Genomic DNA, 21,226 nt, shown 5'->3' with positions numbered 1-21,226 from the left:
TTTTGCGTGCGACTTCAAGGCGATGCGGGCGTCGCGGGTGGTCGGTAATAATTCTCACTGAAAAAGTCGTTGACTAAAGAAAAAAGTTCAAAATAAATTCATCAAATAGAGAATCCGCACTAAATGCGGGTAAAATGAAATGAATCCGCACTATTCGTCGGATTGCCAACATGGAGATGAAAATGAAGGTTCTCAACAGCGGCCTGGTCGCAGGAATGCTTGCCGCGGCGGCCTTGCCGGCGGCTGCGGCAGAGTGGTTTCCGGTGGATGTGCTCGTCACCGGGGAGGACGGTGTCGAAGCCTCGACCTACACGCCGCCGGAGGCCGCGTCGGAGGCGTGGGACATCTGCGCGTCGCTGCCGCACCTGAAAGACCCCTACTGGCTGGCGGTGAACTATGGCCTGACGCAGGAGGCCGAGCGCCTTGGCGTGAACCTGATCGTCAACGAGGCCGGCGGGTACACCAACCTCGCCAAGCAGATTTCGCAGATCGAGGATTGTGCCGTCACCGGTGCCGACGCGGTTCTGATCGGTGCCATCTCGGGCAGCGGCCTGGACAGCCTGATCGCCGAGCTCGACCGGCAGGGGATCGTCGTGATCGACTTCATGAACGGCGTGTCGTCGGACAAGGTGATGGGCCGGTCGCTGGTGTCGTTCGAGACCATGGGCGAGTATATCGGCAAGTACCTGGCCGAGAAGCACCCGGAAGGGAGCGGCGAGGTGCAGGTTGCGTGGTTCCCCGGGCCGGCCGGCGCAAGCTGGGTCGAGGCGGGGAACACCGGGTTCGTCAAGGCGCTCGAGGGGAGCGATGCGACGCTGTTCGATACCCGCTACGGCGACACCGGCAAGGAGGTGCAGCTCAAGCTGGTGGAGGATTCCCTGCAGAGCTTTGCCGATCTCGACTACATCGTCGGCACTGCGCCGACGGCGGAATCGGCCGCGCAGGTGCTCAAGGCGCGGGGGCTCGATGGCCAGATCGACATCCTGTCCTACTATATCACGCCCGGTATCCTCGACCTGATGGAAGACGGCGTGATCGCCGCGGCGCCGACGGATTCGACCGTGCTTCAGGCGCGTATCGCCGTCGACCTGGCGGTGGGCGCGCTCGAGGGTGACACGGAGATGCATCACCTGGGGCCGGTTCCGATGGTAGTCACGTCGGACGCGCTGGGAGAGTTCGACCCCCAGACCACGGTGGCGCCGGCGGAATTCTCGCCCGTCTTCAAAGTGTCGCAGTGACCCTGGCGGAGCCCGGAGCAGTGACCGAGCCGAGCGATATCCTGCGCCTGGAGCGCGTGACGAAGCGGTTCCCCGGCGTGCTGGCTCTCGATGCGGCCTCGGTCACGTTCCGGGCGGGCGAGGTGCACGTCCTGCTGGGCGAGAACGGCGCCGGCAAGTCGACCCTTATCTCGATCCTGTCCGGTGCCGCGCAAGCGACATCGGGCCGGGTCATCCTGAACGGCGAGGAGTGCCGGTTTGCCAGCGTGGCCGAGGCGTCGCGCGCGGGGATCAGCGCGGTCTACCAGGAGTTCTCGCTGGTCAGTGAACTGACCGTGACCGAGAACATCTTCCTCGGGCGGGAACGCCGCGGCCGGTTCGGGCTGGACCGCGCCGGGATGCGGCAGGCGGCGGCGCGCATCCTCGAGGACCTGGATTTCCGGCTCGATCCGGAGGCACGCGTCGCGACCCTGTCTCGCGCACAGCAGCAGATGGTCGAGATCGCCAAGGGATACCGCGACGATCAGAAGGTGGTGATCTTCGACGAGCCGACCGCGTCGCTCAGCACGTCGGAAAGCGAGAAGCTGTTCCACCTGATCGACAGGCTGCGCGCGCGCGGCATCGCGATCGTCTACATCACGCACCGGATGGCCGAGCTGCACCGGCTGGCGGACCGGGTGACCGTGATGCGCGACGGCAAGATCGTCGGAACGCTCGACCATGCGGAGACCAGCGAGGACGAGCTGATCCGGATGATGGCCGGGCGGGACGTGCAGGCGCTGTTTCCCGATATTCCGCCGCCGTCCGACCCGGCGGAGGCCCCCGTCCTGTCGGTCGACGGGCTGGGCGGGCGCGGGTTTTCCGACATCACCTTCCGGGTCGGGGCCGGTGAAATCGTGGGGCTGGCCGGCCTGGTGGGCTGCGGCAAGAGCGATGTGGGCCGGTGCATTGCCGGGCTCGAACGGGTGCGCCATGGCCGGATATCGCTGAACGGCCGGGACGTGGCCGGGCTGTCCATCCGCAAGCGGATGCGCGAGGGGGTTTACTACCTGCCGTCGGACCGGAAGGCCGAGGGCCTGATCCTGACGCAGGGCGCGCGGTTCAACATCTCGATCCGGTCCGGCAACGGGGCGGGGGCGGGAAGTTACGGCGTGGTCTCGCGCCGGGAGGAGGCGCGGAAGGCGCAGGAGGTGGCCGAGCGGGTGGACCTTCGGCCGCTCGACATCGAGCGGAACATGATCCTGTTTTCCGGCGGCAACCAGCAGAAGGTGCTGTTTGCCAAGGCGATCGCCGGAGACCTGAAGCTGCTGATCCTCGACGAGCCCACGGTGGGCGTCGACGTGAACGCGCGCGCCGCGATCTACCGCCTTGTCGCCGACCTGGCGGCGCGGGGTGTCGCGGTGCTGATGATCTCGTCCGACCTGACGGAAATCCTCAACCTGTGTTCGCGCGTGCACGTCATGTGCGAGGGCCGTGTCGCCGGGCCGCTGGCGGGGGAGGAGATCAATGAAAACAAGATTCTCGAAAGGATGTTCGCGTGATGAGAACGGAAACCCGAAACGCCGTCCTGGCGACTGGAAAGGCCGGACCGATGGCGTGGCTCAAGAAGATATTCCTGAAGGTCGGGGTGCTGCCGTTCCTGATGGTGGTCTGCCTTTTGATCTTCGGCTTCCTGTCGGACCATTTCCTGAGCACGCGCAACCTTCTGAACGTGGCGCGGCAATCCAGCTACTTGGTGATCGCGTCGCTGGCGCAGTTCATGGTGCTGCTGGTGGCCGGGATCGACCTGTCGGTCGGCACGATCATCGCGGTGGCGTCGGTTTCGGGGGCGATCACGATGACCGGTATCCTGTCGGTCGCCCCTGACGCTGTGGCGCTGGCGCTGGTGCTGGGCATCCTCGCCGGGCTGTTGGCCGGCACCGTGCTGGGCATGATCAACGGCATCGGCGTGGCGGTGTTCCAGGTTCAGCCGTTCATGATGACGCTGTCGATGACCTCGATCGGGTTCGGGCTGGCGCTGTTCGCGACCAGCGGGACGCCGGTGACGGGGCTGCCCGCGTCGCTGGGCAACGTGCTGGGCTACGGGGTGCTGTTCGGCATACCGCTGCCGATCTGGGTGGCGCTGACGCTTGCGGCGGGGCTGGCCTTCCTCCTGGGCCGGACGGGGTTCGGCCGGCATCTCTACGCGATCGGGGGCAACGTGAAGGCGGCGCGGCTTTCGGGGATCGACACCGGGCGGCTGACCTTCCTGGCCTATGCCATCGGCGGCACGCTGGCGGGGGTGACGGGGGTCATGCTGACCGCGCGGATGATGAGCGGCGAGGCGAACGTGGGGGCGACCATGCCGCTGGAGACCATCGCCGCCTGCGTGATCGGCGGGGCGAGCCTGAGCGGCGGGGCGGGAAGCGTGACCGGCGTGATCCTCGGGGCGCTGTTCATCTCGCTGGTGCAGAACGGCATGAACCTCGCGCAGGTGGACAGCTACCTTCAGCTGGTCGTGATCGGCCTGATCCTGATCTTCGCCGTCATCGCGGACAATTTCCGCTCGAGGCTTCTCAATCCGCGCGGGTGACGCCGCGCCAACGACTACATCTTTCGGAGACCAATCAATGCATATCGAAATCTCGGGTGCGGGCCTTGCCGGGCTGACCGCCGCCACAGCCTTTGCCCAACGCGGCCATTCCGTGACGATCCATGAAAAAGACAGTGCGCTGCGGGAAATCGGTGCGGGGATCTTCGTCTGGGAGAACGCCCTGCGGGTGCTGGAGAACCTGGGCGCCTACGAGGACGCGGTGCACAATGGCGAGCCCAACAAGCACTGGGAAATCCGCGATCACCGGGCGCGGTTGCTGCAATCGGGGTGGATGATGGGCGGCGACTCGCGCCTGTTCACGGTGGAACGCGGCACGCTTCACGCGGCGCTGGCGCGGCAGGCGCGGCTGGCGGGGGTCGAGATCCTGACCGACAGCCCGGTGGCCGGTGCCACGACGGACGGGGCGCTGTTGATGGCCGACGGCACGTCGCGGCCCGCCGACCTGGTGATCGGGGCGGATGGCGTGGGCTCGGCGGTGCGGGCGTCGATGCCGGGGCGGAACGTGGTGACGCCGCTGGCCGACGGGGGCGGGCGCTACCTGATCAAGCGGCGCAGCGACGACGTGGAAATCCGCAACAAGTGCCTGGAATACTGGACCCGGGAAGGGCGGCGCGTGGGCGTCATCCCGGTGAGCCCCGAACATATCTACCTGTACCTGTGCTGTCCGACGCGCGACACGCGCGGGTCGGCCTGTCCGCCGGACGTGGTCAGCTGGGTGGAGCAGTTTCCGCATCTCGAGACCTACCTGGCGCGGCTCGAGGACAATGGCACCGCGTCGGAGTTCCGGGATATCAACTGCGAGAACTGGCACGTGGGCAAACTGGCCCTGCTGGGGGACGCGGCGCATGCGATGTCGCCGAACCTGGGGCAGGGGGCCGGGGTGTCGGTGCAGTCGGGCTTCATGCTGGCGCGCTGCGTGCACGAGGGCAAGACGCTGGAGGCAGGCCTGTCTGAATGGGTGCGCCGGCACCGGCCGGTTGTCGAGGCGACGCAGCGGTTCTCGCGCTTCTACGGGCGGATCGGCACGCGCTGGCCGGCGCCGCTGGCCGATCTGAGATCGTTGCTGATCTGGTCGTTGGGGCGTTCCGTCGCCCTGCAAAACCGGATAAACGTGGCCGCGCATAGCGATGTGACCGCGGCTTTGCCGTAGAAAGCGAGGGACTGGGTGCTGTATATCCTGCCGGCCGATGCCGATGGCGGCGACGGGTTCGACGAGCTCGACATGGCGCTGATCCGTATGCTGCAGGCGAACGGGCGGGAATCCTTCGTGCAGCTCGCCCGGAAGACCGGCCAGCCCGAGCGGCTGGTGGCGCGGAAGGTCGAACAGCTTGTCAGCCGGGGGGTGATCCAGGTCGCGCCGGTCTGCAACCCGGCGAAGCTGGGCTTCCGGTCCATGGCGATCATCCTGATCCGCCTGCGCGGCGGTTGCAGTGCCGAGGGCTTCGTCCGCGAGATGCTGGCGCATCCGGTGATCGACTACGTGGCAATCACGCTGGGCCAGTGGGACGTGCTGATCGAGGTGCTCGGGACCGACGATATCGAGATGCGCCGTTTCATCGAGCGGCAGGTCAGCGGGCACGCGGACGTGGCGGCGGTGGAGGTGCACCCCTATATCGGCCTCGCCTACCAGCAGCCGGTTTGGGACGACGTGCAGGAGGCGTTCGAGCCCCGGTTCGAGATGTTCGAGGCGGAGGCCGACGTTCTCGACGAGACCGACCGGCGCCTGATCACGCTGCTCAGCCGGAACGGCCGGGCCACGTTTCACAAGCTGGCCGAGGACATGCAGGTGTCCGAAAGCTACATCCGCAAGCGCTTCAACGCGTTGCTGTCCAGCGGCGAGATGAAGGTGCACGCGCTGACGAACCCGGTGTCGCTGGGCTATACCACCCATTGCTGGCTGCGCCTCAAGCTGGAGAACGGCCACTCGCTGCGCCGGGCGACGCAGAGTATCGCGGCGCTGGAGCATATCGCCTATGTCGCCGCGTGCACGGGCGCCGCAGACCTGCTGGTCGAGGTCATCTGCCGGAGCAAGGCAGAGCTTCGGCAGCTGCTGGGCGAGCGCATGAAGGAGGTCGAGGGTATCCGAAGCATCGACACGCTGCTATGCACCGAGCTGTATTACCGCAGTGTGCAATACGGGCAGCCCCCGGCGGAAGAGCCGGCGCAGGCCGAGCCGGTGCGCGAGGGGGCCGAGACATGAAACACCCGGTGAGCGTCCTGACCGGCTACCTGGGCGCCGGCAAGACCACGCTTCTGAATGCCCTGATCCGGTCGCGGCAGAGCACGCGGTTCGCCGTGGTGGTGAACGAGTTCGGGGCGCTGGGCATCGACGGGGCGCTTGTCGAGCGGTCCGACGAGTCGGTGATCGAGCTGTCGAACGGGTGCCTGTGCTGCACGGTGCGGGGCGACCTGATCGAGGCGCTGACCGGGCTGGCGGAACGGCGGGACAGTTTCGATCACGTGGTGATCGAGACCTCCGGCCTGGCCGATCCCGCGCCGGTGGCGCAGAGCTTCCTGCTGTCCGACGGGCCGTCCGACCATTTCCGGCTCGACGGGATCGTCACGATGGTGGATGCGGTCAACCTGGACAGGCAGCTTGGCCGGGACGAGATCGCGGCCCGGCAGATCGCCCTGGCCGACCGGGTCATCCTGACGAAGACCGACCTGGTCGCCCCGGCGATGGCAAGCCGGGTCGAGACGCTGATCCGCCGCTACAATCCCGGCGCCGACATCCGCCGGTCGAACCCGGCCGCGCCGGCCTTTGCCGACCTCGTCGGGCTGAACGCCTACGAGCTGGGCAGCATTCCCGCCGACCTGCAGTTCGCGCAGGGCGTGTCGCATGACACGTCGATCGGGTCGGAGAGCTTCCTGCTCGATCAGCCCTTGGATTTCACGGCCTTTTCCCGTTTCGTGCAGCAGTTCATCGCCCTGCGGGGCGAAGACATCCTGCGCATCAAGGGGATCATAGATTTCGCGGGCGAGGATCGCCGCTTTGCCTTTCACGGGGTGCAGGCGCTCATCGACGGGGACGTGGTGGGCGACTGGGGCGACGCGCCGCGGCAAAGCTCCATCGTGATCATCGGGCGCAACATCGACCGGAACTGGGTGTCGGACAGGCTGTCGGCCTGCCTGGCCTGAGGGGACGGGGTGGCGTGGCCTAGCCGGCCCCGCCATCCGCTTGTGCCGCCTTGACCAGGTTGCCGCCGATGATCAGCTGCTGGATCTGCGTCGTGCCTTCGTAGATGCGGAAGAGCCTGACATCGCGGTACAGCCGCTCGACCGCGCTGTCGCGCATGTAGCCGGCGCCGCCGTGGATCTGCACCGCCCGGTCCGCGACCCGGCAGACCATTTCCGAACAGAACAGCTTGGCGCAGGAGGCCTCGGTCGAGATGCGCTGCCCGGTATCGAACCGCCGGGCGACGTCGCGCAGCATGGCCAGGCCCGCCTGAAGCTCGGCCTGGCTGTCGGCAAGCATCGCCTGGACCAGTTGGAACTCGCCGATCGGACGGCCGAACTGCACGCGCTCGGCGGCGTAGCGGACGGCCTCGTGCTGAATGCGACGGGCCTGCCCGACACAGACCGCGGCCACGTTGATCCGGCCCCGGTCAAGCGACTTCATGGCGGTGGCGAAGCCGCGCCCCTCGGTGCCGCCGATGATCGCATCGGCCGGCACGCGCACGTCGTCGAGGTAGACATCCGCCGACCACGCCCCGGCCTGGCCCATCTTGCGGTCCTTCGCGCCGATGCGCAGGCCGGGCGTGTCGGCCGGAACGAGGAACGCGGTCACGTGGGCGTTGCGGGGCAGGTCCTTCTCGCTCGTGCGCGCCATGACAAGGAACAGCCCCGCACTTGGCGCATTGGTGATGTAGCGCTTGGTGCCGTTCAGGACGTACGCGTCGCCGTCGCGTTCCGCCCTGGTCCGGAGCGAGGCCGCGTCGGAGCCCGAGCCGGGTTCGGTCAAGCAGAAGCTTGTCACGACCTCGCCCGAGGCGATGCCGGGAAGCCAGCGTCGCTTCTGATCCTCGGTGCCGTCCTTGAGGATGGCCTGCGAGCCGAGCCCGAGGTTGATGCCGATCTGCGAGCGGAAGGCCGCGGCGGCCCATGTCAGTTCGAGCATGAGCTCGATTTCCTCGGCCGAGCTCAGGCCGAGCCCGCCGTATTCCTCCGGCACGGTGAGGCCGAAAAGGCCCATGTCGCGCATTTCCTGCAGGATCTCCGCGGGGACCTCGTCCTTGTCCGCGACCTCTTCCTCGATCGGGACCAGCCGTTCGCGGGTGAAGCGTTCGACGGTGCGGCGGACCTGTTCAAGCGTATCGGACTCCACGCCTCAAACCCCTTCCAGGCCGACAAGGGCGATCGCCGCCACGTTCTGGTTCGGCATCCCGCCGAGGTTGTGGGAGAGCGCCAGTTTCGGGTTGTCCTGGCGCTGTCGCTCGCCGGCGCGGCCGAGAAGCTGAAGGTAGTTCTCGTAGATCATCCGAAGCCCGGAGGCGCCGACCGGGTGGCCGAAGCATTTCAGCCCGCCGTCGATCTGGCAGGGGATCGCGCCGTCGGCGTCGAACTTCCCGTCAAGCACGTCGGCCACCGCGCGGCCCGGCTCGGACACCCGGAGATCCTCCATCGTCACCAGCTCGGTGATGGAGAAGCAGTCATGCACTTCCATCAGGTCGATCTGCGCCTCCGGCTTGCTGACCCCGGCCTCCTTGTAGGCGCGGTCCGCGGCCAGGCGGGTGGTGTGGAAATAGCTGCCGTCCCAGCCTTGGCCCTGAAGCTCCCACCCGTTGGACACGGCCAGTTGCAGCGCCTTCACGGTGACGAGGTCGGTCTTGCCGAGGCGTCGCGCGATTTCCGGCGTCGTGACGATCGCGCAGGCGGCCCCGTCGCTGACGCCGCAGCAATCGTAGAGCCCCAGCGGTGCCGCGACCATCGGCGCCTGCAGCACGGTGTCGATGTCGATCCGCTTGCGCAGGTGGGCCTTGGGGTTCATGGCGCCGTTGTCATGGCTCTTGACCGACACGTGCGCCATGGCGCGCTTGAGCTCGTCGCGCGAGATGCCGTGCCGGTTGCGATAGGCTTCGGCCAGCTGGGCGAAATTGCCCGGGGCGCTGCCGACGACGCCGATCATGTCGAAGGTCGTGCCGCGGGTGCGCACGGGAAGGCCGCCATAGCCGGTGTCCTTCAGCTTTTCCACGCCGATGGCGAGCGCGATGTCGGCCGCGCCGCTTGCCACGGCATAGACCGCCCCGCGCAGCGCTTCCGTGCCCGAGGCACAGTAGTTCTCGACCTTGGTCACCGCCACGTTGTCGAGCCGAAGCGCCATCGAGGCGGGAATGCCCGACGGCCCGATATTGAGCGCATCGAACCCGACCGAAAGCCAGGCGGCGTCAAGCTGCCCGGTCTCGATGCCGGCATCCTCGAGGGCTTCCTCGTAGGCTTCCACCATCAGGGTGTCGGCATCCGCTTCCCAGCGTTCGCCAAATCGCGCGCATCCCATTCCGAGGATCGCGACCTTGTCCTTGATTCCACGTGCCATTGTCCGTCCTTTCCCCGCTCAACCGGCGGGCGCCGCTTTCCAGAAATACCGCCGAAACCCCCGCATCTCGTCGAAGGACTTGACCCGGAACATCATGCGCATCGGCTGGCCGACCTCGAGCGTGTCGGCCTCCACGTCACAGAACTCGGCATACATCCTGCCGCCGCCGTCGAACTCGACCATGCCGTAACAGCCGGGCGGATCCAGCGTGTAGGTCAGGCGGTCGGCGGTGAAGGTGACGATGGTCGCCCGCCGCTCGGCCAGCTTGTAATCCTCCTGCGTGCCGACGGCATGCGCATTGGGGTTGACGCTGATGTCGCTTTTCGGGAACTGCACCGCGCCGGTCCGGGTGCAGCGCCCGCCGACCAGGCCGAGCACCGCCTTGCGGTTGCGCCAGAGCGCGGTCATCGGTTGTTTCTGGTCGAACTCGGCGCGCATGCCCTTCTCGATGGCGATGCGGTCGTTGAAGACCAGGAACTTCATGTAGTTGTCGCTGACCGCGCGCCGCTCCAGCCAGTCGGAGACCGCCAGGCGGGGCCGCGACGTGCCGCCGGTGCGCCGCAGGATCAGGACATCGCAGCCGGAGCCGAAGCCGGCGGCCAGTATGATGTCGCCCTCGGCCGCCGTTTCGAGCGCGTGCGACAGCATCAGGAGCGCGTGCGCGCCGCCGGCATCGCCGACCGTTGCCGCGAAGGTGTCGCATGCCGCCTCGGCCGGGATGCCGGTTTTCCGGCAGACCAGCGCCTGGGCCCCGCGCAGCGGCGACGGCATGATGAAATGCGTCACCTCCCCGGCCGGGAGCCCCGCCTTCGCCAGCGCGGCGCCGACGGCATCCGGCACGATCCGGCCGAACGCCTCTTCCCGGACCCAGCGGCTTTCCCATGCATAGCCGTGGTCGCGGTCGCTTTCGCGGAAGCGGTCGACGAAATCGAAGGTCACCGCGTGGGTGGCCAGCACCTCGGCCACGCCCGGACCGTCGCCCAGCAGGAACGCCGCCGCCGCGTCGCCCTGGTGCATCTCGTCTTCCGAGGCGGGCAGGGCGAGGGGCCGCTCCGAGGCAATGCAAAGAGTCTGCCCGGCGGTGCCGCCCCGCAGGGCCTGGACCAGCGCGGAAAGGCCCGCACGCTGGCCGCCGCCGCAATCCACCGCGAAGACATCGTCGCGAAGGGTAAGGGCCTCCTTGAGGATCGCGGCGTTCTGGCGCTCGGCGAAGGGCAGGGTGGCCGAGGCCAGCACGACGCTGTCGATGCGGTCGCGGTCGCAATCTTCAAGGCAGTTGCGGGCGGCTTCGACGGCCATGGTCACGGCGTCTTCGTCCCAGCTGCCGAACGCGCGTTCGCCCTTTCCGAGGCCGCGCAGGCCGGGGGCGAACCAGCCATGCGCGGCTGCGATGGCGCTGCGCTGGAGGCGCAGGCGGGGAATGTAGGCCCCGGAGGCCAGGATGGAGGTCATGTCGTCTCCTCGAACTCGGCATAGCCGTTGGTCAGTACAATGAGGTCGCGTTCGCGAACGCTGGCCTGGAAGGCCGCCCGCCCCGGTGCCTCGTGCCAGCACCGGACGGAGATCGTCTCGCCCGGGTAGACCGGCCGCGAGAACCGGCAATCGATGCGCCGAAGCCTGTCGGGGTTGCCGCCGCACAGCAGGGTGACGAGGGCCCGGGTCGCCACCGCGTAGGTGCACAGCCCGTGCAGGATGGGCCGGTCGAAGCCGCCCTGCCGGGCGACCTCGGGATCGACATGCAGCGGGTTGAAATCCCCCGACAAGCGGTAGAGCAGGGCCTGGCCCGGCTGGGTGGCGAGGTCGAGTGTCTTGTCGGGCGCACGTTCGGGCACCGGGTGCGGCACCGGCGCGCCGGCGGAACTTCCGCCGAAGCCGCCGTCGCCGCGCAGGAACGAGCCTTGGACGATCGTGGCAACGAGCGCGTTCGAGCTTTCCTCGAAGATCTCCCGCCGCGAGTAGACCAGCGCGCCCTTCTCGGCGCCCTTGTCGAAAATGCCGTCGATCGTCGTCACGCCGCGCAGCCGGCCCTCGACCGGCAGGGTCCGGTGTATCCGCACCGATTGTTCGCCGTGCAGGATCTTCTGCCAGGTCAGGCCGAACCGCTCTTGCTTCTGCCAGAAGCCGGGATAGGCAAGGATGCTGGCCATGCTGGGCAGCGCGGCCAGGTCCGTCTCGTAGGCAAGCCGCATGGCTTCCGGCCCGGTGGCATCTTCGAGGCCCACGCCCGCGCCGAGGGCATAGAGCACCGTCTGCTGCCATGTCAGGTCATGGCGCGTCTCGAGCGGCATGTGCCGCTGCAGGGTGTCGGGATCAAGTGGCATGCGCGACCCTCAGATCGGATCCCAAGGGAACACCTCGGCGGATTTCTGAAGCGGGTGAAAGCTTGCCCGGAAGGCCGGGATCAGGTCGGAGGCGATGCTTTCGACCGTCCAGCCCTCGCCGCGGTGGGCGGACCGGATGGGCAGGGGGCGGTTGAAAAGGAAGATCTCGTTCTTCCGGACCGAGAAGATCTGGCCGGTCACGTCCCGGCTGACATCGGCGCAGAGGAAGGCCGCGAGAGAGGCGACCTTGTCGGCGCTCATCGACTTGAACCGTTCGACACGCTGTTTTTCGGCCTCGGTGGTGGCGGGAATGCCGGCGGTCATCCGGCTCCATGCGAAGGGGGCGATGCAGTTCGACCGCACGCCGTAACGCTGCATGTCGAGCGCGATCGAGTTCGACAGCCCGACGACGCCCATCTTGGCGGCAGAGTAATTCGCCTGACCGACGTTGCCGATCAGGCCGGAGGTCGAGGTGAAATTGACGTAGGAGCCCGATTCCTGTTCGCGGAAATACCGGGCGGCGGCCTTGGCGACGTAGAAATACCCGTTCAGGTGGACATTCACGACGGCCTGCCAGTCCGAGATCGACATCTTGTGGAAGATGGCATCCCGCAGGAAGCCGGCATTGTTCACCACGGCGTCGATCCGACCGAACTTGGTCACGGCGTCCTGGATGATCGATTCGGCGCCCTCCGGCTCGGAGATAGACGCCATGTTCGCCACCGCCGAGCCGCCCGCCTGCTCGATTTCGCGCACGACCTCGTCGGCGGGCGCGCTGTCGCCGCCCTCGCCGCTGGCGGACCCCCCGAAGTCGTTGACGACGACGGCCGCGCCCTCGCGTGCGCAGAGCAGGGCGACCTCCCTGCCGATTCCCCGCGCGGCGCCCGTGACCGCGACAACCCTGTCCTTCAGCATTTCCGCCACTCTCTGGCCTCCTCTCGATGCGATTGAAGTGCCGGGGGTGGCCCGGCAATCTGACGTTGACAAAATAATACTACTAAGTATATTTTTTCAAGAGCGAACTGGCGCCTGCTATCCGGCGCCCCCAAATCCGGAGAAAAGATGACTGTAATTTGGGAACCGTCTTACAGCGAAGACGCCCGGCGCTGGCGGGCCATCGCGACCGATCTGACCACGCGCGAATTCGCGGCGCGCGCGGCCGAGATCGACCAGAACCAGCGTTATCCCGTTGAGAACGAAGCGCTTCTGCGAAGCTCTGGCATTGCCTCGATGTTCCTGCCGCGCTCGCATGGCGGCGGGGGGGCCTCGCTCGAGGCCTTCGGCGCGGTGGTCGAGGCCATCGCCTATGGCTGCGCTTCGACCAGCGGCATCGTCGCCACCCTGCAGCTTGGCGCCCTGCCGGTGCTGCTGGCCGGAAGCGACGAGATCAAGCGGAAGTACCTCACCTTCTCGGCCGATGGGCGCGGCAAGACGATCTCCTTCGCGCTGAGCGAGCGGAACGCGGGATCGGACCCGGCGCGGCTCGAGACGCGGGCGACCCCCGATGGCGATGACTGGCTCATCCAGGGCGAGAAATGCTGGATCGGCAATGGCAGCAACTGCGACGCCTATGTCGTCTTCGCGCAAACCAAGCCGGGTTCGGGCAGCCGTGGCATCGCCGCCTTCGTCGTCGACAAGGATACGCCCGGCCTCAAGGACGACCAGCGCGAGGACAAGATGGGCATGCGCGGCACCGTGAACGCGGTCGTGCAGCTCGATTGCCGGGTCTCGGGCGACCAGATGCTCGCCCCGCCGGGCGAGGCGCTCAAGCTGGCGCTGAAGACGCTGAACGTGGGCCGCATCTCGGTGGCGTTCCAGTCTTCCGGGCTGGCCTGCGCGGCCTTCGACGCGGCCGCCGATCATTCGGTCACGCGGGAGACGTTCGGCAAGCGGCTTATCGACCACCAGGCGCTCAGCTTCCGGCTGGCCAACCTCGCCACGCGCATCAGCGCCGGTCGGATGCTGGCGGTCGAGGCGGCCCGGGCCTATGATCGCGGGCAGAACGTGGTGACCATCGGCGCGCAGGCAAAGCTCTTCTGTTCCGAATCCGCGCACGAGGCGGCGGATCTCGGCGTGCAGATGCTGGGCGGACAAGGTTATGTGAAACCCTCTATAGTCGAACGTATCTATCGCGACCAGAAGGCGACCGAGATCTACGAAGGCACGTCGGAGATCCAGCGCGTCGTTCTCGGCCGCGCGATCAAGAGCGAGTATCTGGAGAGGGCACAAGAGACATGCAAAAAGGCAATCTAGCCACCGCCGAGGGGAGCAAGCATTCGGCCAAGGCCGAACGCCGCCGGCGGATCATCCTCGACGCGGCTGCGCAGGCATTCATGCAGAAGGGCTTCGCGCCGACGAGCATCGACGACGTGGCCGATGTTCTCGGGGCGACCAAGGGGCAGATCTATTACTACTATCGCAGCAAGATCGACCTTTTCTTCGACGTTCACCTGTCCGCCATGGAAATGGACATGGCGGCGATCAAGAGCGGCCAACAGGCCCACGAGGAGCCGCTGGCCCGCCTGCGGGCCATGAGCGAGGCGCATCTGAGCGTCATCGTCGAGAATTTTCCCTACCAGCGTGTCGCGGTCCAGAGCGTCGAGATGCACATGGAAGGGCAGACCACCGAGGAACAGCGCGACCGTATCCGCCACCTGCTCAAGCTGCGGGACGAGTACGAGGGGCTCTTTGCCCAGGAAATCAGCCGCGCGATGGAGGCGGGCACGATCCCGCAGCAGAACGTCAAGCTGGTGGTCAAGGCGTTTCTCGGTGCCCTGAACTGGACGACGGTCTGGTTCCGGCCCGAGCATTCGAAAAGCGCCAAGGAAAACGCGGCCCTCATTGCGACGATCACGCAATTCGCCATGCAGGGCCTGGGGGGGAAGACATGAACCTGAAGATGGCCGAGGCGCCGCACGCGTCTGTCTGGGACGAGGTGGAGGTGCGAAGCCGCGACCGGATCGAGGCGGACCAGCTCTGCGCGCTGTCGCGGCAGCTGGATTACCTGGCGCGGCACAGCCTGCATTACGCGGACGTGCTTGGCGAGGCGGGGTTCGCGCCGGGCGATCTGGGAAGTTTCGATGACCTGCGGCGCCTGCCGATGACCGGCAAGGCCGATTTCGTGGCCTCCGTGGCCGAGGCCCCGCCGATGGGCCGCTTCGTGGCTGCGCCGCGGGAAGACCTGCGCCGCATCCACTTTTCCTCGGGAACCACGGCCGCGCCCATGCCGCAGTTCTGGACGCAGTTCGACCTCGACCGTTGGGCCGACCTCTACGCGCGCAACGCGCGTGCCCAGGGGGTCGGGCCCGGCGACGTTTTCCAGTGCCTCTTCACCTATGCCTGGTTCGTCGGCGGCCTTGGCGCGACCATGGGCTACCAGCGGGCGGGGGCAACCTGCATCCCGGCGGGCAGCCAGGACACCGAGCGCCAGATCCGGACCATGCGCGAGTTCGGCACGACGGCACTGTGCGGCACGCCGTCCTTCATCATCCACCTCGGCGAGGAGATGCTTCGCCGGGGCATCGACCCGGCCGAAACGCGTGTCGACAAGATCATGGTCGGCGGGGAACCGGGCGCCGGCGTACCGGCCACGCGCAAGCGGATCGAGACGCTCTGGAACGCCGGATGTTTCGACGCCTATGGCTGTCTCGAGTTCCAGCCCATCGCCGGGGAATGTGCGCACCGGCAGGGCGGGCATATTGCCGAGGATTTCGTCTATGCCGAGATCCTCGATCCCGAAACCCACATGCCCGTGCCCGACGGCACGCCCGGGATGCTCGTGGTCACGCACCTGGACAAGCAGGCCGGGCCGCTTCTGCGCTGGAAGACGAACGATATCGTCGTGCGCGACAGCACGCCTTGCAGCTGTGGCCGCACCCATGCGCGGCTGGTCGGCGGCGTGCGCGGCCGGGCCGACGACATGCTGATCGTGCGGGGCATCAATGTCTTTCCCTCTGCCATCGAGGATGTCGTGCGTTCGATCGGCGGGCTGGCGGACGAATACCAGATCGTCATAGACGATACGGTGCGCGAGACGGAGACCGGGATGCTCAAGGGCATCCGGCTCAAGGTCGAGGCGCCCGGCGGGACGTCCGCCGATACCGTCGCGGCAGAGATCAAGCGCGTGCTCAACATCCGCGCCCATGTCGAGATCGTGCCGGACGGCGCGTTGCCCCGGGCCACCCACAAGGCCCAACGCCTGATACGACATTGAGCATGGCGCGTCGGTTCGAAACCCTGGCAGCCGATTGCCTTTCGGGGCGACGCATTGCCGTGACCGGGGCCGGCACCGGGCTGGGCCGGGCGATCGCGCTTCGGCTGGCCGGGCTCGGCGCAACCGTGGGCGGCATGGGGCGGCGCGAGGCGCTGTTGCGGGACACCGGGGCGATGGCCCCCGCGGGCCGGTTCGTGCCGCTGCCCTGCGACATCCGCGATTACGAGGCCGCCGCCGGCCGCCTCGGGGATTTCGCCGAAGGCGGGCTCGACGGGCTGGTCAACAATGCCGGGGGCCAGTTCTATGCCGAGGCGGCCGACATTTCCGCCGGCGGGTTCGCGGCCGTGGTCGATCTCAACCTGACGGCGCTGTTTGCCCTGACCCGGGCGATGCGGCCGTTCCTTGCCCGGAAGGGGGGATCGGTCGTGAACCTCTCGATCGTCGGCGCGGAGCGCGGCGCGCTGGGCCTGGCCCACGCCGTCGCCGCGCGCTCGGGGGCGGCCGGCCTGTCGAAGGCGCTTGCGCTGGAATGGGGGCCGGATGCCATCCGCATCAATTCCCTCGCCGTGGGCACCGTGGCGACCGACACCTTCCTTGCCGCCTCGACCGCGGAGCAACGGGCCGAGCTTGCCCGCCAGACGCCCATTCCACGCCTGGTCGGGGCCGGGGAAGTGGCCGAGCTGACGGCGTTCCTGCTGTCGGACGCGGCCGAGATGATCACCGGCCAGACGCTGCGGATCGACGGGGGGGCCTTCCTGGCCGCGCCCGTCGATATGCGCCCCACCAGACAGAAGGTGCTTCATGAGTGACAGATCGCCCGTTCTGACCGAGGATCACGGCCCGGTCCGGATCCTGAAGATGGACCTGCCCGACAAGCGCAACGCGCTCGTGATCGAGTTGCGCGATGCGCTCGTCGCGGCCGTTCAGGCGGCTTATGACGACCGCGCCGTCCGCGCCGTGATCCTGACCGGGACAGGAAAGAATTTCTGCGCGGGCGGGGATCTCGAAGGGCTGCCCACGAAGGACCCGCTTGGCACCCGCGCGCGGCTCGGGGTGTCCTACGGGCTTGTCCGGATGCTGGCGAGCGGGTCCAAGCCGGTGATCGCGGCGGTCAACGGCAACGCGTTCGGGGCCGGCCTGTCGCTGGCGATGGCCTGTGATTACGTGGTGGGGTGCGCGCAGACGCGGTTCTGCACGGCGTTCTCGAAAGTCGGGCTGATGGCGGACCTGGGGCTTGCCTGGACGCTGTCGCGCCGGTTGGGGCAGGGGGAGCTGCGCCGGCAGTTGATGTGCGCGCCCGTCATCGAGGGCAGTGACGCCGCCCGTCGCGGCATGGTCGACCTGTTCGTGAGCGAGGACGGCAAGCTGCTCGACGAGGCCATCTCGATCGCCGGCGACTTTGCTGCGGCGCCGCCCGTGTCGGTGGCGCTGACGAAATCCCTGCTGGCGCGCGGCGGCTCGCTCGACGATGTGCTGTCGGCCGAGCTGACCAGCCAATGCCTGCTGTTTTCGAGCGCCGATTACGAAGAGGGGCGGCGCGCCTTCTTCGAGCGCCGGGCGCCGGACTTCGAGGGTTACTGATACTTGACGCTCCCGTGCCATTCGGACGGGTAAACATGCAAACAGGAGGATGCATCATGGAAATCGTGAAACTTTCCGCGGGTCTCGGCGCAGAGATCAGAGGGGTCGATATCAGCCAGCCGATCGACGACCCGACCTTCGCCGAGATCGAGCAGGCCTGGCGGGATCACCTGATCCTTCTGTTCCGCGACACGAACCTCACGCACCAGCAGCATATCGACTTCAGCCGCCGCTTCGGGCCGCTGGACGATCACCGGACCATCCCGAAATTCCGCGACGAGGAGTTTCACGAGATCCTGCCCGTCATCAACAAGGAAGTCGACGGCCGCAAGCAGCCCGTCGGACGCCAGTGGCATTCGGACCTGTCGACGACGCTTCACCCGGCGCGCGGCTCGCTCCTGCGGTGCGAGGTCGTGCCCGAGGTCGGGGGCGACACCATGTTCACCAACATGTACCGCGCCTACGATGCGCTGTCGGAAACCTACAAGGACCTGATCGAGGATCTCTGGGGTATCCAGGACATGACGGTGGCCCGGCATTCGCAGGGCCGCGACCTGTCCGACGTGCGCAAGGCCAACCCGCCGGTCGCCCAGCCTGTCGTGCGGGTGCATCCCGAGACCGGGCGCAAGGCGCTTTTCGTCTCCGAGATGACCACCACCGGCATCGTCGGCATGACACCGGAGGAATCGCAGCCGATCCTCGAGTTCCTGTTCCAGCATTCGGTCAGGCCCGAGTTCACCTATCGGCACCGCTGGTCGCCGCAGGACATGATCGCGTGGGACAACCGCTGCACCATGCATCTTGCCCTTGACGATTACGACCTGTCCGAGCCGCGGCGGATGTACCGCACGACCCTGCTGGGCGAGCAATCCGGCTATCTCGTGAACTAGGAGAAAGACGGTGAGAAATGACGTGTCCGGCTTCGAAAGTTTGACATTATGATACTACGCAGTATGATAATAGTTGTGAGGAGGGGTGCGGTGCATGATTCTGCATGCAATCGGCCCGAGAACATGGGAGGAAAACCAATGACAAAGACCAAAAGGACCCTTACGGCCATCGCGGCGCTGCTGGCCTCGGCCGCTGCCACCACGGCCCCGGCGCAGGAAAAGATCACCTTTGCCCTCGGCACGACGGTGATCGACGCGTCGCAGGCCAACAACACCTCGGTGCCGCAGCATCTCAACTGCTGGGAAGACGCCGGTCTCGACGTGGAAATCCAGCCGAGCAGCTCGAGCGCCGCGGTGCAGGCGCTTGTCACCGGCGGTGTCGATTTCGTCCTGGCCGGGCCGGCCGCCTCGATCGTGGCGGCCTCGAAGGGCGCCGACGTGCAGGCGGTCTATCTCAATATCCGCAAGAACTTCGTCTTCCTCACGGTGCCCGAGGACAGCGAGATCCAGAGCCTCGAGGATTTCAAGGGCAAGAATGTCGGTGTCTATTCCTACGGCGCCCAGCAATACCGCGTGTTCCGCGGCATGATCGCCGAGGCGGGGCTCGACCCCGAGGCAGACGTCACCTGGCTTGAAACCGGGGCAGGGGCCCAGGCCGTCGCGGCGCTGGAGTCGAACCGGGTCGACGCATGGGGGACCTGGGACTCGCAGCTTGCAACGGCCGAGAACATGGGGCTCAAGTTCCGCCGGTTCACGACGCCCGAGGCGGAAAAGCTCAACTGGGGAAGCTCGGTCTTCACCACGAAGAGCTATGCCGAGGACCACAAGGAAGCGGTCGGTGCGTTCCTTCGCTGCATCGCCGAGGGGACGGCCTTCACGCTGGCCAACCCGGAAGCGGCGATCCGGGCGCACTGGGAGATCTATCCCGAATCCAAGCCCTCGAACCTGTCGGACGAAGAGGCGATGGCGCAGGCGCTCAACATCGTGAAGACGCGGATGGAGTTCGTCGATCCCGGTCCGGACGGTGTCTTCGGGCTGATGCCGGAAGGCTCTGCCGCAGACACGGTAAAGTTCATGCTGGACAACGATATCCTTGACGACGAGGTGGATCCGGAGAGCCTGTACACGAACGAGTTCGTCGAGGCCACGAACGAATTCGATCGCAAGGCGATCGAAGACCGGGCCAAGTCGGAGTAAGCGGAAAACGGAGGGAGGCCGTTTCAATGGGCAAGACAAGCGATCTGCGCAAATACCTCAGTTCGCCGGAACTGACACTGGTTCCGGGGTGCCATGACGCGCTGGGCGCCAGGCTCATCGAGGCGGCCGACTTTCCGGCAGTCTACATCTCCGGCTTCAGCTTCGCCTCGAGCCGGGGAAAACCCGATATCGGCATTCTCACGATGCGCGATGTCGTCGAGCGCGCGGCCGAGATCGCGCAATCGGTCGACGTGCCGGTCATCACCGATGCCGATACCGGCTATGGCGGGCCGAACAACATCGCCGAATGCGTGCGCGCGCTCGAACTGGCCGGCGTCGCCGGCCTGCACCTCGAAGACCAGGTCATGCCGAAGAAATGCGGCGCGATGCCCGGCAAGCAACTGGTGGACGACGAGGAGATGGCGCTGCGTATCCGGGTTGCGCTCGACGCGCGCACCGACCCCGATTTCCTGATCATCGCCAGGACGGACGCCCTTACGATCCACGGCGTCGAAGAGGCGGCCCGCCGCTGCAAGGCCATGGCGGCGGCCGGGGCCGACGCGGTGATGGTGCCCTCGCTCTGTACCCCGGAAGAGTTCGCGGCGATCACCGGTGCCGTCGATATCCCTGTCATCTACCTTGCCGCCGAGACGATCCGGCCGATGTTCGGGCGTGAGGCGCTTGAACGGGCGGGCTTCTCGATGGCGTTCTACCCGCTCACGCTGATCCAGGTGAGCGTGGCGGCCCAGCGGCATGCCTTGATGAGCCTGCAGGAGACCGGCACCACCGAACACCTTATCAAGGACATGGCGCCGTTCTCGGAGATCGGCGAGCTTGTGGGCAACGCTGATGCGTCGGCGCTGGAGCAGCGGTTCTCGAGAAAGGGCAGCGGGTCATGACCGACACGGGCATCAGTGTCTACTGGGCGCCGGGGTGCAGTTCGTGCCTGCGCGTGAAGGAGTTCCTGAAGGAGCGCGGCATTCCCTTCACCTCCGTCAACGTGGCCGCCGATCCCGGCGCGATGGACCGGCTGGCCGGGTTCGGGGCGCGAAGCGTTCCGGTGATCGAGCGCGGCGGGGCCTTCGTGTACGCACAGTCGAACGCCGATATCACCGCGTTTCTCGGCCTCGACGAGGCCGGCCCGGACATGCTTGCGCCCGACGTCCTGGCGGCCCGGCTGGACACGATGCTGCGCGCATCCGCGCGGTACCTGCCGCAGGTGCCGCCGCATTTGCTGCATGACCGGTATCGCAATTTCTTCGCGCCGCACAACCTGGCGCACCACATCTTCCGTATCGGCGAGGCTTTCCTCGAGGTTGACCGCGACGGTTACGATTACAGCTACGAGCGCATGATGCGGGGCACGCATGACGTCGGGCCCGGCGACGATATCCAGGCCTACGGCGCCGAGGTGATCGAACAGGTCGACCGCTGGCGCGCAAGCGCCGTGCCCGGCGATTTCTCGAAGACGGTCGAGACGTATTACGGCCCCCAGACCCGGCACGAGTTCCTCGAGCGTACGACCTGGCATATCGCCCAGCACACCCGTCAGCTCGAGTCGGTTCTCTCGGACAACGGCGTCTCGGCCAACGGCCCGTTGAGGCCGGAAGACCTCGAGGGGCTGCCCCTGCCGCGCAACGTTTGGTCCGAAGACGATGCGCTTGCGGAAAGCGAGGCGTGA

20 protein-coding genes are annotated in these 21,226 nt (G+C 67.0%); 15 read left to right on the top strand and 5 right to left on the bottom strand.

The genetic code is table 11. From position 1 onward, the window contains the following. The first annotated feature begins 170 nt into the window (after positions 1-170). Genes torT through QUV18_RS07055 form a run of 6 tightly spaced genes read left to right on the top strand, consistent with a single transcriptional unit; the run spans position 171 to position 6,948 of the window. Positions 171-1,238: a TMAO reductase system periplasmic protein TorT gene (gene torT, locus QUV18_RS07080; protein ID WP_300892837.1), complete on the top strand. Its 1,068-nt coding sequence runs from the start codon at positions 171-173 to the stop codon at positions 1,236-1,238. A 20-nt stretch (positions 1,239-1,258) separates the two neighbouring features. Next, on the top strand, positions 1,259-2,758 hold the full coding sequence (locus QUV18_RS07075) for a sugar ABC transporter ATP-binding protein (protein ID WP_300892836.1): 1,500 nt from the start codon (positions 1,259-1,261) through the stop codon (positions 2,756-2,758). Beyond that, a complete protein-coding gene (locus QUV18_RS07070; RefSeq protein WP_300892834.1) occupies positions 2,758-3,789 on the top strand; it encodes an ABC transporter permease in 1,032 nt (343 codons plus the stop codon). Before QUV18_RS07075 ends, QUV18_RS07070 begins: the two co-directional genes overlap by 1 nt. A 37-nt stretch (positions 3,790-3,826) precedes the next feature. Next, positions 3,827-4,960, top strand: a complete 1,134-nt coding sequence (locus QUV18_RS07065; protein WP_300892833.1) for an NAD(P)/FAD-dependent oxidoreductase — start codon at positions 3,827-3,829, stop codon at positions 4,958-4,960. A 15-nt stretch (positions 4,961-4,975) separates the two neighbouring features. Next, entirely contained in the window at positions 4,976-6,010 is a 1,035-nt protein-coding gene (locus tag QUV18_RS07060) for an AsnC family transcriptional regulator (RefSeq protein WP_300892832.1), read from the top strand. Beyond that, the gene (locus QUV18_RS07055; RefSeq protein WP_300892830.1) at positions 6,007-6,948 is read left to right on the top strand and encodes a GTP-binding protein; all 942 of its coding nucleotides are present in this window, start codon (positions 6,007-6,009) and stop codon (positions 6,946-6,948) included. Before QUV18_RS07060 ends, QUV18_RS07055 begins: the two co-directional genes overlap by 4 nt. 19 nt (positions 6,949-6,967) lie before the next feature. On the opposite strand, the gene QUV18_RS07050 is transcribed toward QUV18_RS07055, so the two are convergent. Genes QUV18_RS07050 through QUV18_RS07030 form a run of 5 tightly spaced genes read right to left on the bottom strand, consistent with a single transcriptional unit; the run spans position 6,968 to position 12,579 of the window. Then, entirely contained in the window at positions 6,968-8,134 is a 1,167-nt protein-coding gene (locus QUV18_RS07050; protein ID WP_300892829.1) for an acyl-CoA dehydrogenase family protein, read from the bottom strand. A gap of 3 nt (positions 8,135-8,137) precedes the next feature. Next, positions 8,138-9,343: an acetyl-CoA acetyltransferase gene (locus QUV18_RS07045; protein ID WP_300892828.1), complete on the bottom strand. Its 1,206-nt coding sequence runs from the start codon at positions 9,341-9,343 to the stop codon at positions 8,138-8,140. An 18-nt stretch (positions 9,344-9,361) separates the two neighbouring features. Continuing rightward, on the bottom strand, positions 9,362-10,795 hold the full coding sequence (locus QUV18_RS07040) for an OB-fold domain-containing protein (RefSeq protein WP_300892826.1): 1,434 nt from the start codon (positions 10,793-10,795) through the stop codon (positions 9,362-9,364). Further along, complete coding sequence (locus QUV18_RS07035) at positions 10,792-11,664, bottom strand: MaoC family dehydratase (protein WP_300892825.1); 873 nt, start codon at positions 11,662-11,664, stop codon at positions 10,792-10,794. Before QUV18_RS07035 ends, QUV18_RS07040 begins: the two co-directional genes overlap by 4 nt. A gap of 9 nt (positions 11,665-11,673) precedes the next feature. After that, complete coding sequence (locus QUV18_RS07030) at positions 11,674-12,579, bottom strand: SDR family oxidoreductase (protein WP_300893241.1); 906 nt, start codon at positions 12,577-12,579, stop codon at positions 11,674-11,676. Positions 12,580-12,726: 147 nt separating this feature from the next. Between QUV18_RS07030 and QUV18_RS07025 the strand changes: the two genes are divergently transcribed. The 9 genes from QUV18_RS07025 (at position 12,727) to QUV18_RS06985 (ending at position 21,226) form a co-directional block, all read left to right on the top strand. After that, on the top strand, positions 12,727-13,917 hold the full coding sequence (locus tag QUV18_RS07025) for an acyl-CoA dehydrogenase family protein (protein ID WP_300892824.1): 1,191 nt from the start codon (positions 12,727-12,729) through the stop codon (positions 13,915-13,917). Beyond that, positions 13,899-14,555 carry a TetR/AcrR family transcriptional regulator gene (locus tag QUV18_RS07020; RefSeq protein ID WP_300892822.1) on the top strand — a complete coding sequence of 219 codons (657 nt, stop codon included), beginning with the start codon at positions 13,899-13,901 and terminating at the stop codon, positions 14,553-14,555. The genes QUV18_RS07025 and QUV18_RS07020 overlap by 19 nt, the downstream gene beginning before the upstream one ends. Beyond that, positions 14,552-15,877, top strand: a complete 1,326-nt coding sequence (locus QUV18_RS07015; RefSeq protein ID WP_300892821.1) for an AMP-binding protein — start codon at positions 14,552-14,554, stop codon at positions 15,875-15,877. The genes QUV18_RS07020 and QUV18_RS07015 overlap by 4 nt, the downstream gene beginning before the upstream one ends. A 2-nt stretch (positions 15,878-15,879) precedes the next feature. Then, positions 15,880-16,686 (top strand): SDR family oxidoreductase, encoded by an 807-nt coding sequence (locus QUV18_RS07010; protein WP_300892819.1) that lies wholly within the window; start codon positions 15,880-15,882, stop codon positions 16,684-16,686. Continuing rightward, entirely contained in the window at positions 16,679-17,458 is a 780-nt protein-coding gene (locus QUV18_RS07005; RefSeq protein ID WP_300892817.1) for an enoyl-CoA hydratase/isomerase family protein, read from the top strand. The genes QUV18_RS07010 and QUV18_RS07005 overlap by 8 nt, the downstream gene beginning before the upstream one ends. Before the next feature lie 56 nt (positions 17,459-17,514). Continuing rightward, entirely contained in the window at positions 17,515-18,348 is an 834-nt protein-coding gene (locus tag QUV18_RS07000) for a TauD/TfdA family dioxygenase (RefSeq protein ID WP_300892816.1), read from the top strand. Positions 18,349-18,486: 138 nt separating this feature from the next. Beyond that, complete coding sequence (locus QUV18_RS06995) at positions 18,487-19,545, top strand: ABC transporter substrate-binding protein (protein WP_300892814.1); 1,059 nt, start codon at positions 18,487-18,489, stop codon at positions 19,543-19,545. 26 nt (positions 19,546-19,571) lie between these two features. Continuing rightward, complete coding sequence (locus tag QUV18_RS06990; RefSeq protein ID WP_300892813.1) at positions 19,572-20,444, top strand: isocitrate lyase/PEP mutase family protein; 873 nt, start codon at positions 19,572-19,574, stop codon at positions 20,442-20,444. Further along, on the top strand, positions 20,441-21,226 hold the full coding sequence (locus QUV18_RS06985) for a glutaredoxin domain-containing protein (protein WP_300892812.1): 786 nt from the start codon (positions 20,441-20,443) through the stop codon (positions 21,224-21,226). Before QUV18_RS06990 ends, QUV18_RS06985 begins: the two co-directional genes overlap by 4 nt.

The organism is Roseovarius sp., from assembly GCF_030373445.1.
GTDB lineage: Bacteria > Pseudomonadota > Alphaproteobacteria > Rhodobacterales > Rhodobacteraceae > Roseovarius.
This window is presented reverse-complemented; position numbering and strand designations above follow the sequence as displayed.

Excerpts from the sequence above, each read along its gene's own strand:
- torT (WP_300892837.1), top strand. The coding sequence starts at position 171 with ATGGAGATGAAAATGAAGGTTCTCAACAGCGGCCTGGTCGCAGGAATG.
- QUV18_RS07070 (WP_300892834.1), top strand. The coding sequence starts at position 2,758 with ATGAGAACGGAAACCCGAAACGCCGTCCTGGCGACTGGAAAGGCCGGA.
- QUV18_RS07065 (WP_300892833.1), top strand. The coding sequence starts at position 3,827 with ATGCATATCGAAATCTCGGGTGCGGGCCTTGCCGGGCTGACCGCCGCC.
- QUV18_RS07055 (WP_300892830.1), top strand. The coding sequence starts at position 6,007 with ATGAAACACCCGGTGAGCGTCCTGACCGGCTACCTGGGCGCCGGCAAG.
- QUV18_RS07045 (WP_300892828.1), bottom strand. The coding sequence starts at position 9,343 with ATGGCACGTGGAATCAAGGACAAGGTCGCGATCCTCGGAATGGGATGC.
- QUV18_RS07040 (WP_300892826.1), bottom strand. The coding sequence starts at position 10,795 with ATGACCTCCATCCTGGCCTCCGGGGCCTACATTCCCCGCCTGCGCCTC.
- QUV18_RS07035 (WP_300892825.1), bottom strand. The coding sequence starts at position 11,664 with ATGCCACTTGATCCCGACACCCTGCAGCGGCACATGCCGCTCGAGACG.
- QUV18_RS07030 (WP_300893241.1), bottom strand. The coding sequence starts at position 12,579 with ATGCTGAAGGACAGGGTTGTCGCGGTCACGGGCGCCGCGCGGGGAATC.
- QUV18_RS07025 (WP_300892824.1), top strand. The coding sequence starts at position 12,727 with ATGACTGTAATTTGGGAACCGTCTTACAGCGAAGACGCCCGGCGCTGG.
- QUV18_RS07020 (WP_300892822.1), top strand. The coding sequence starts at position 13,899 with ATGCAAAAAGGCAATCTAGCCACCGCCGAGGGGAGCAAGCATTCGGCC.
- QUV18_RS07015 (WP_300892821.1), top strand. The coding sequence starts at position 14,552 with ATGAACCTGAAGATGGCCGAGGCGCCGCACGCGTCTGTCTGGGACGAG.
- QUV18_RS07010 (WP_300892819.1), top strand. The coding sequence starts at position 15,880 with ATGGCGCGTCGGTTCGAAACCCTGGCAGCCGATTGCCTTTCGGGGCGA.
- QUV18_RS07005 (WP_300892817.1), top strand. The coding sequence starts at position 16,679 with ATGAGTGACAGATCGCCCGTTCTGACCGAGGATCACGGCCCGGTCCGG.
- QUV18_RS07000 (WP_300892816.1), top strand. The coding sequence starts at position 17,515 with ATGGAAATCGTGAAACTTTCCGCGGGTCTCGGCGCAGAGATCAGAGGG.
- QUV18_RS06995 (WP_300892814.1), top strand. The coding sequence starts at position 18,487 with ATGACAAAGACCAAAAGGACCCTTACGGCCATCGCGGCGCTGCTGGCC.
- QUV18_RS06990 (WP_300892813.1), top strand. The coding sequence starts at position 19,572 with ATGGGCAAGACAAGCGATCTGCGCAAATACCTCAGTTCGCCGGAACTG.
- QUV18_RS06985 (WP_300892812.1), top strand. The coding sequence starts at position 20,441 with ATGACCGACACGGGCATCAGTGTCTACTGGGCGCCGGGGTGCAGTTCG.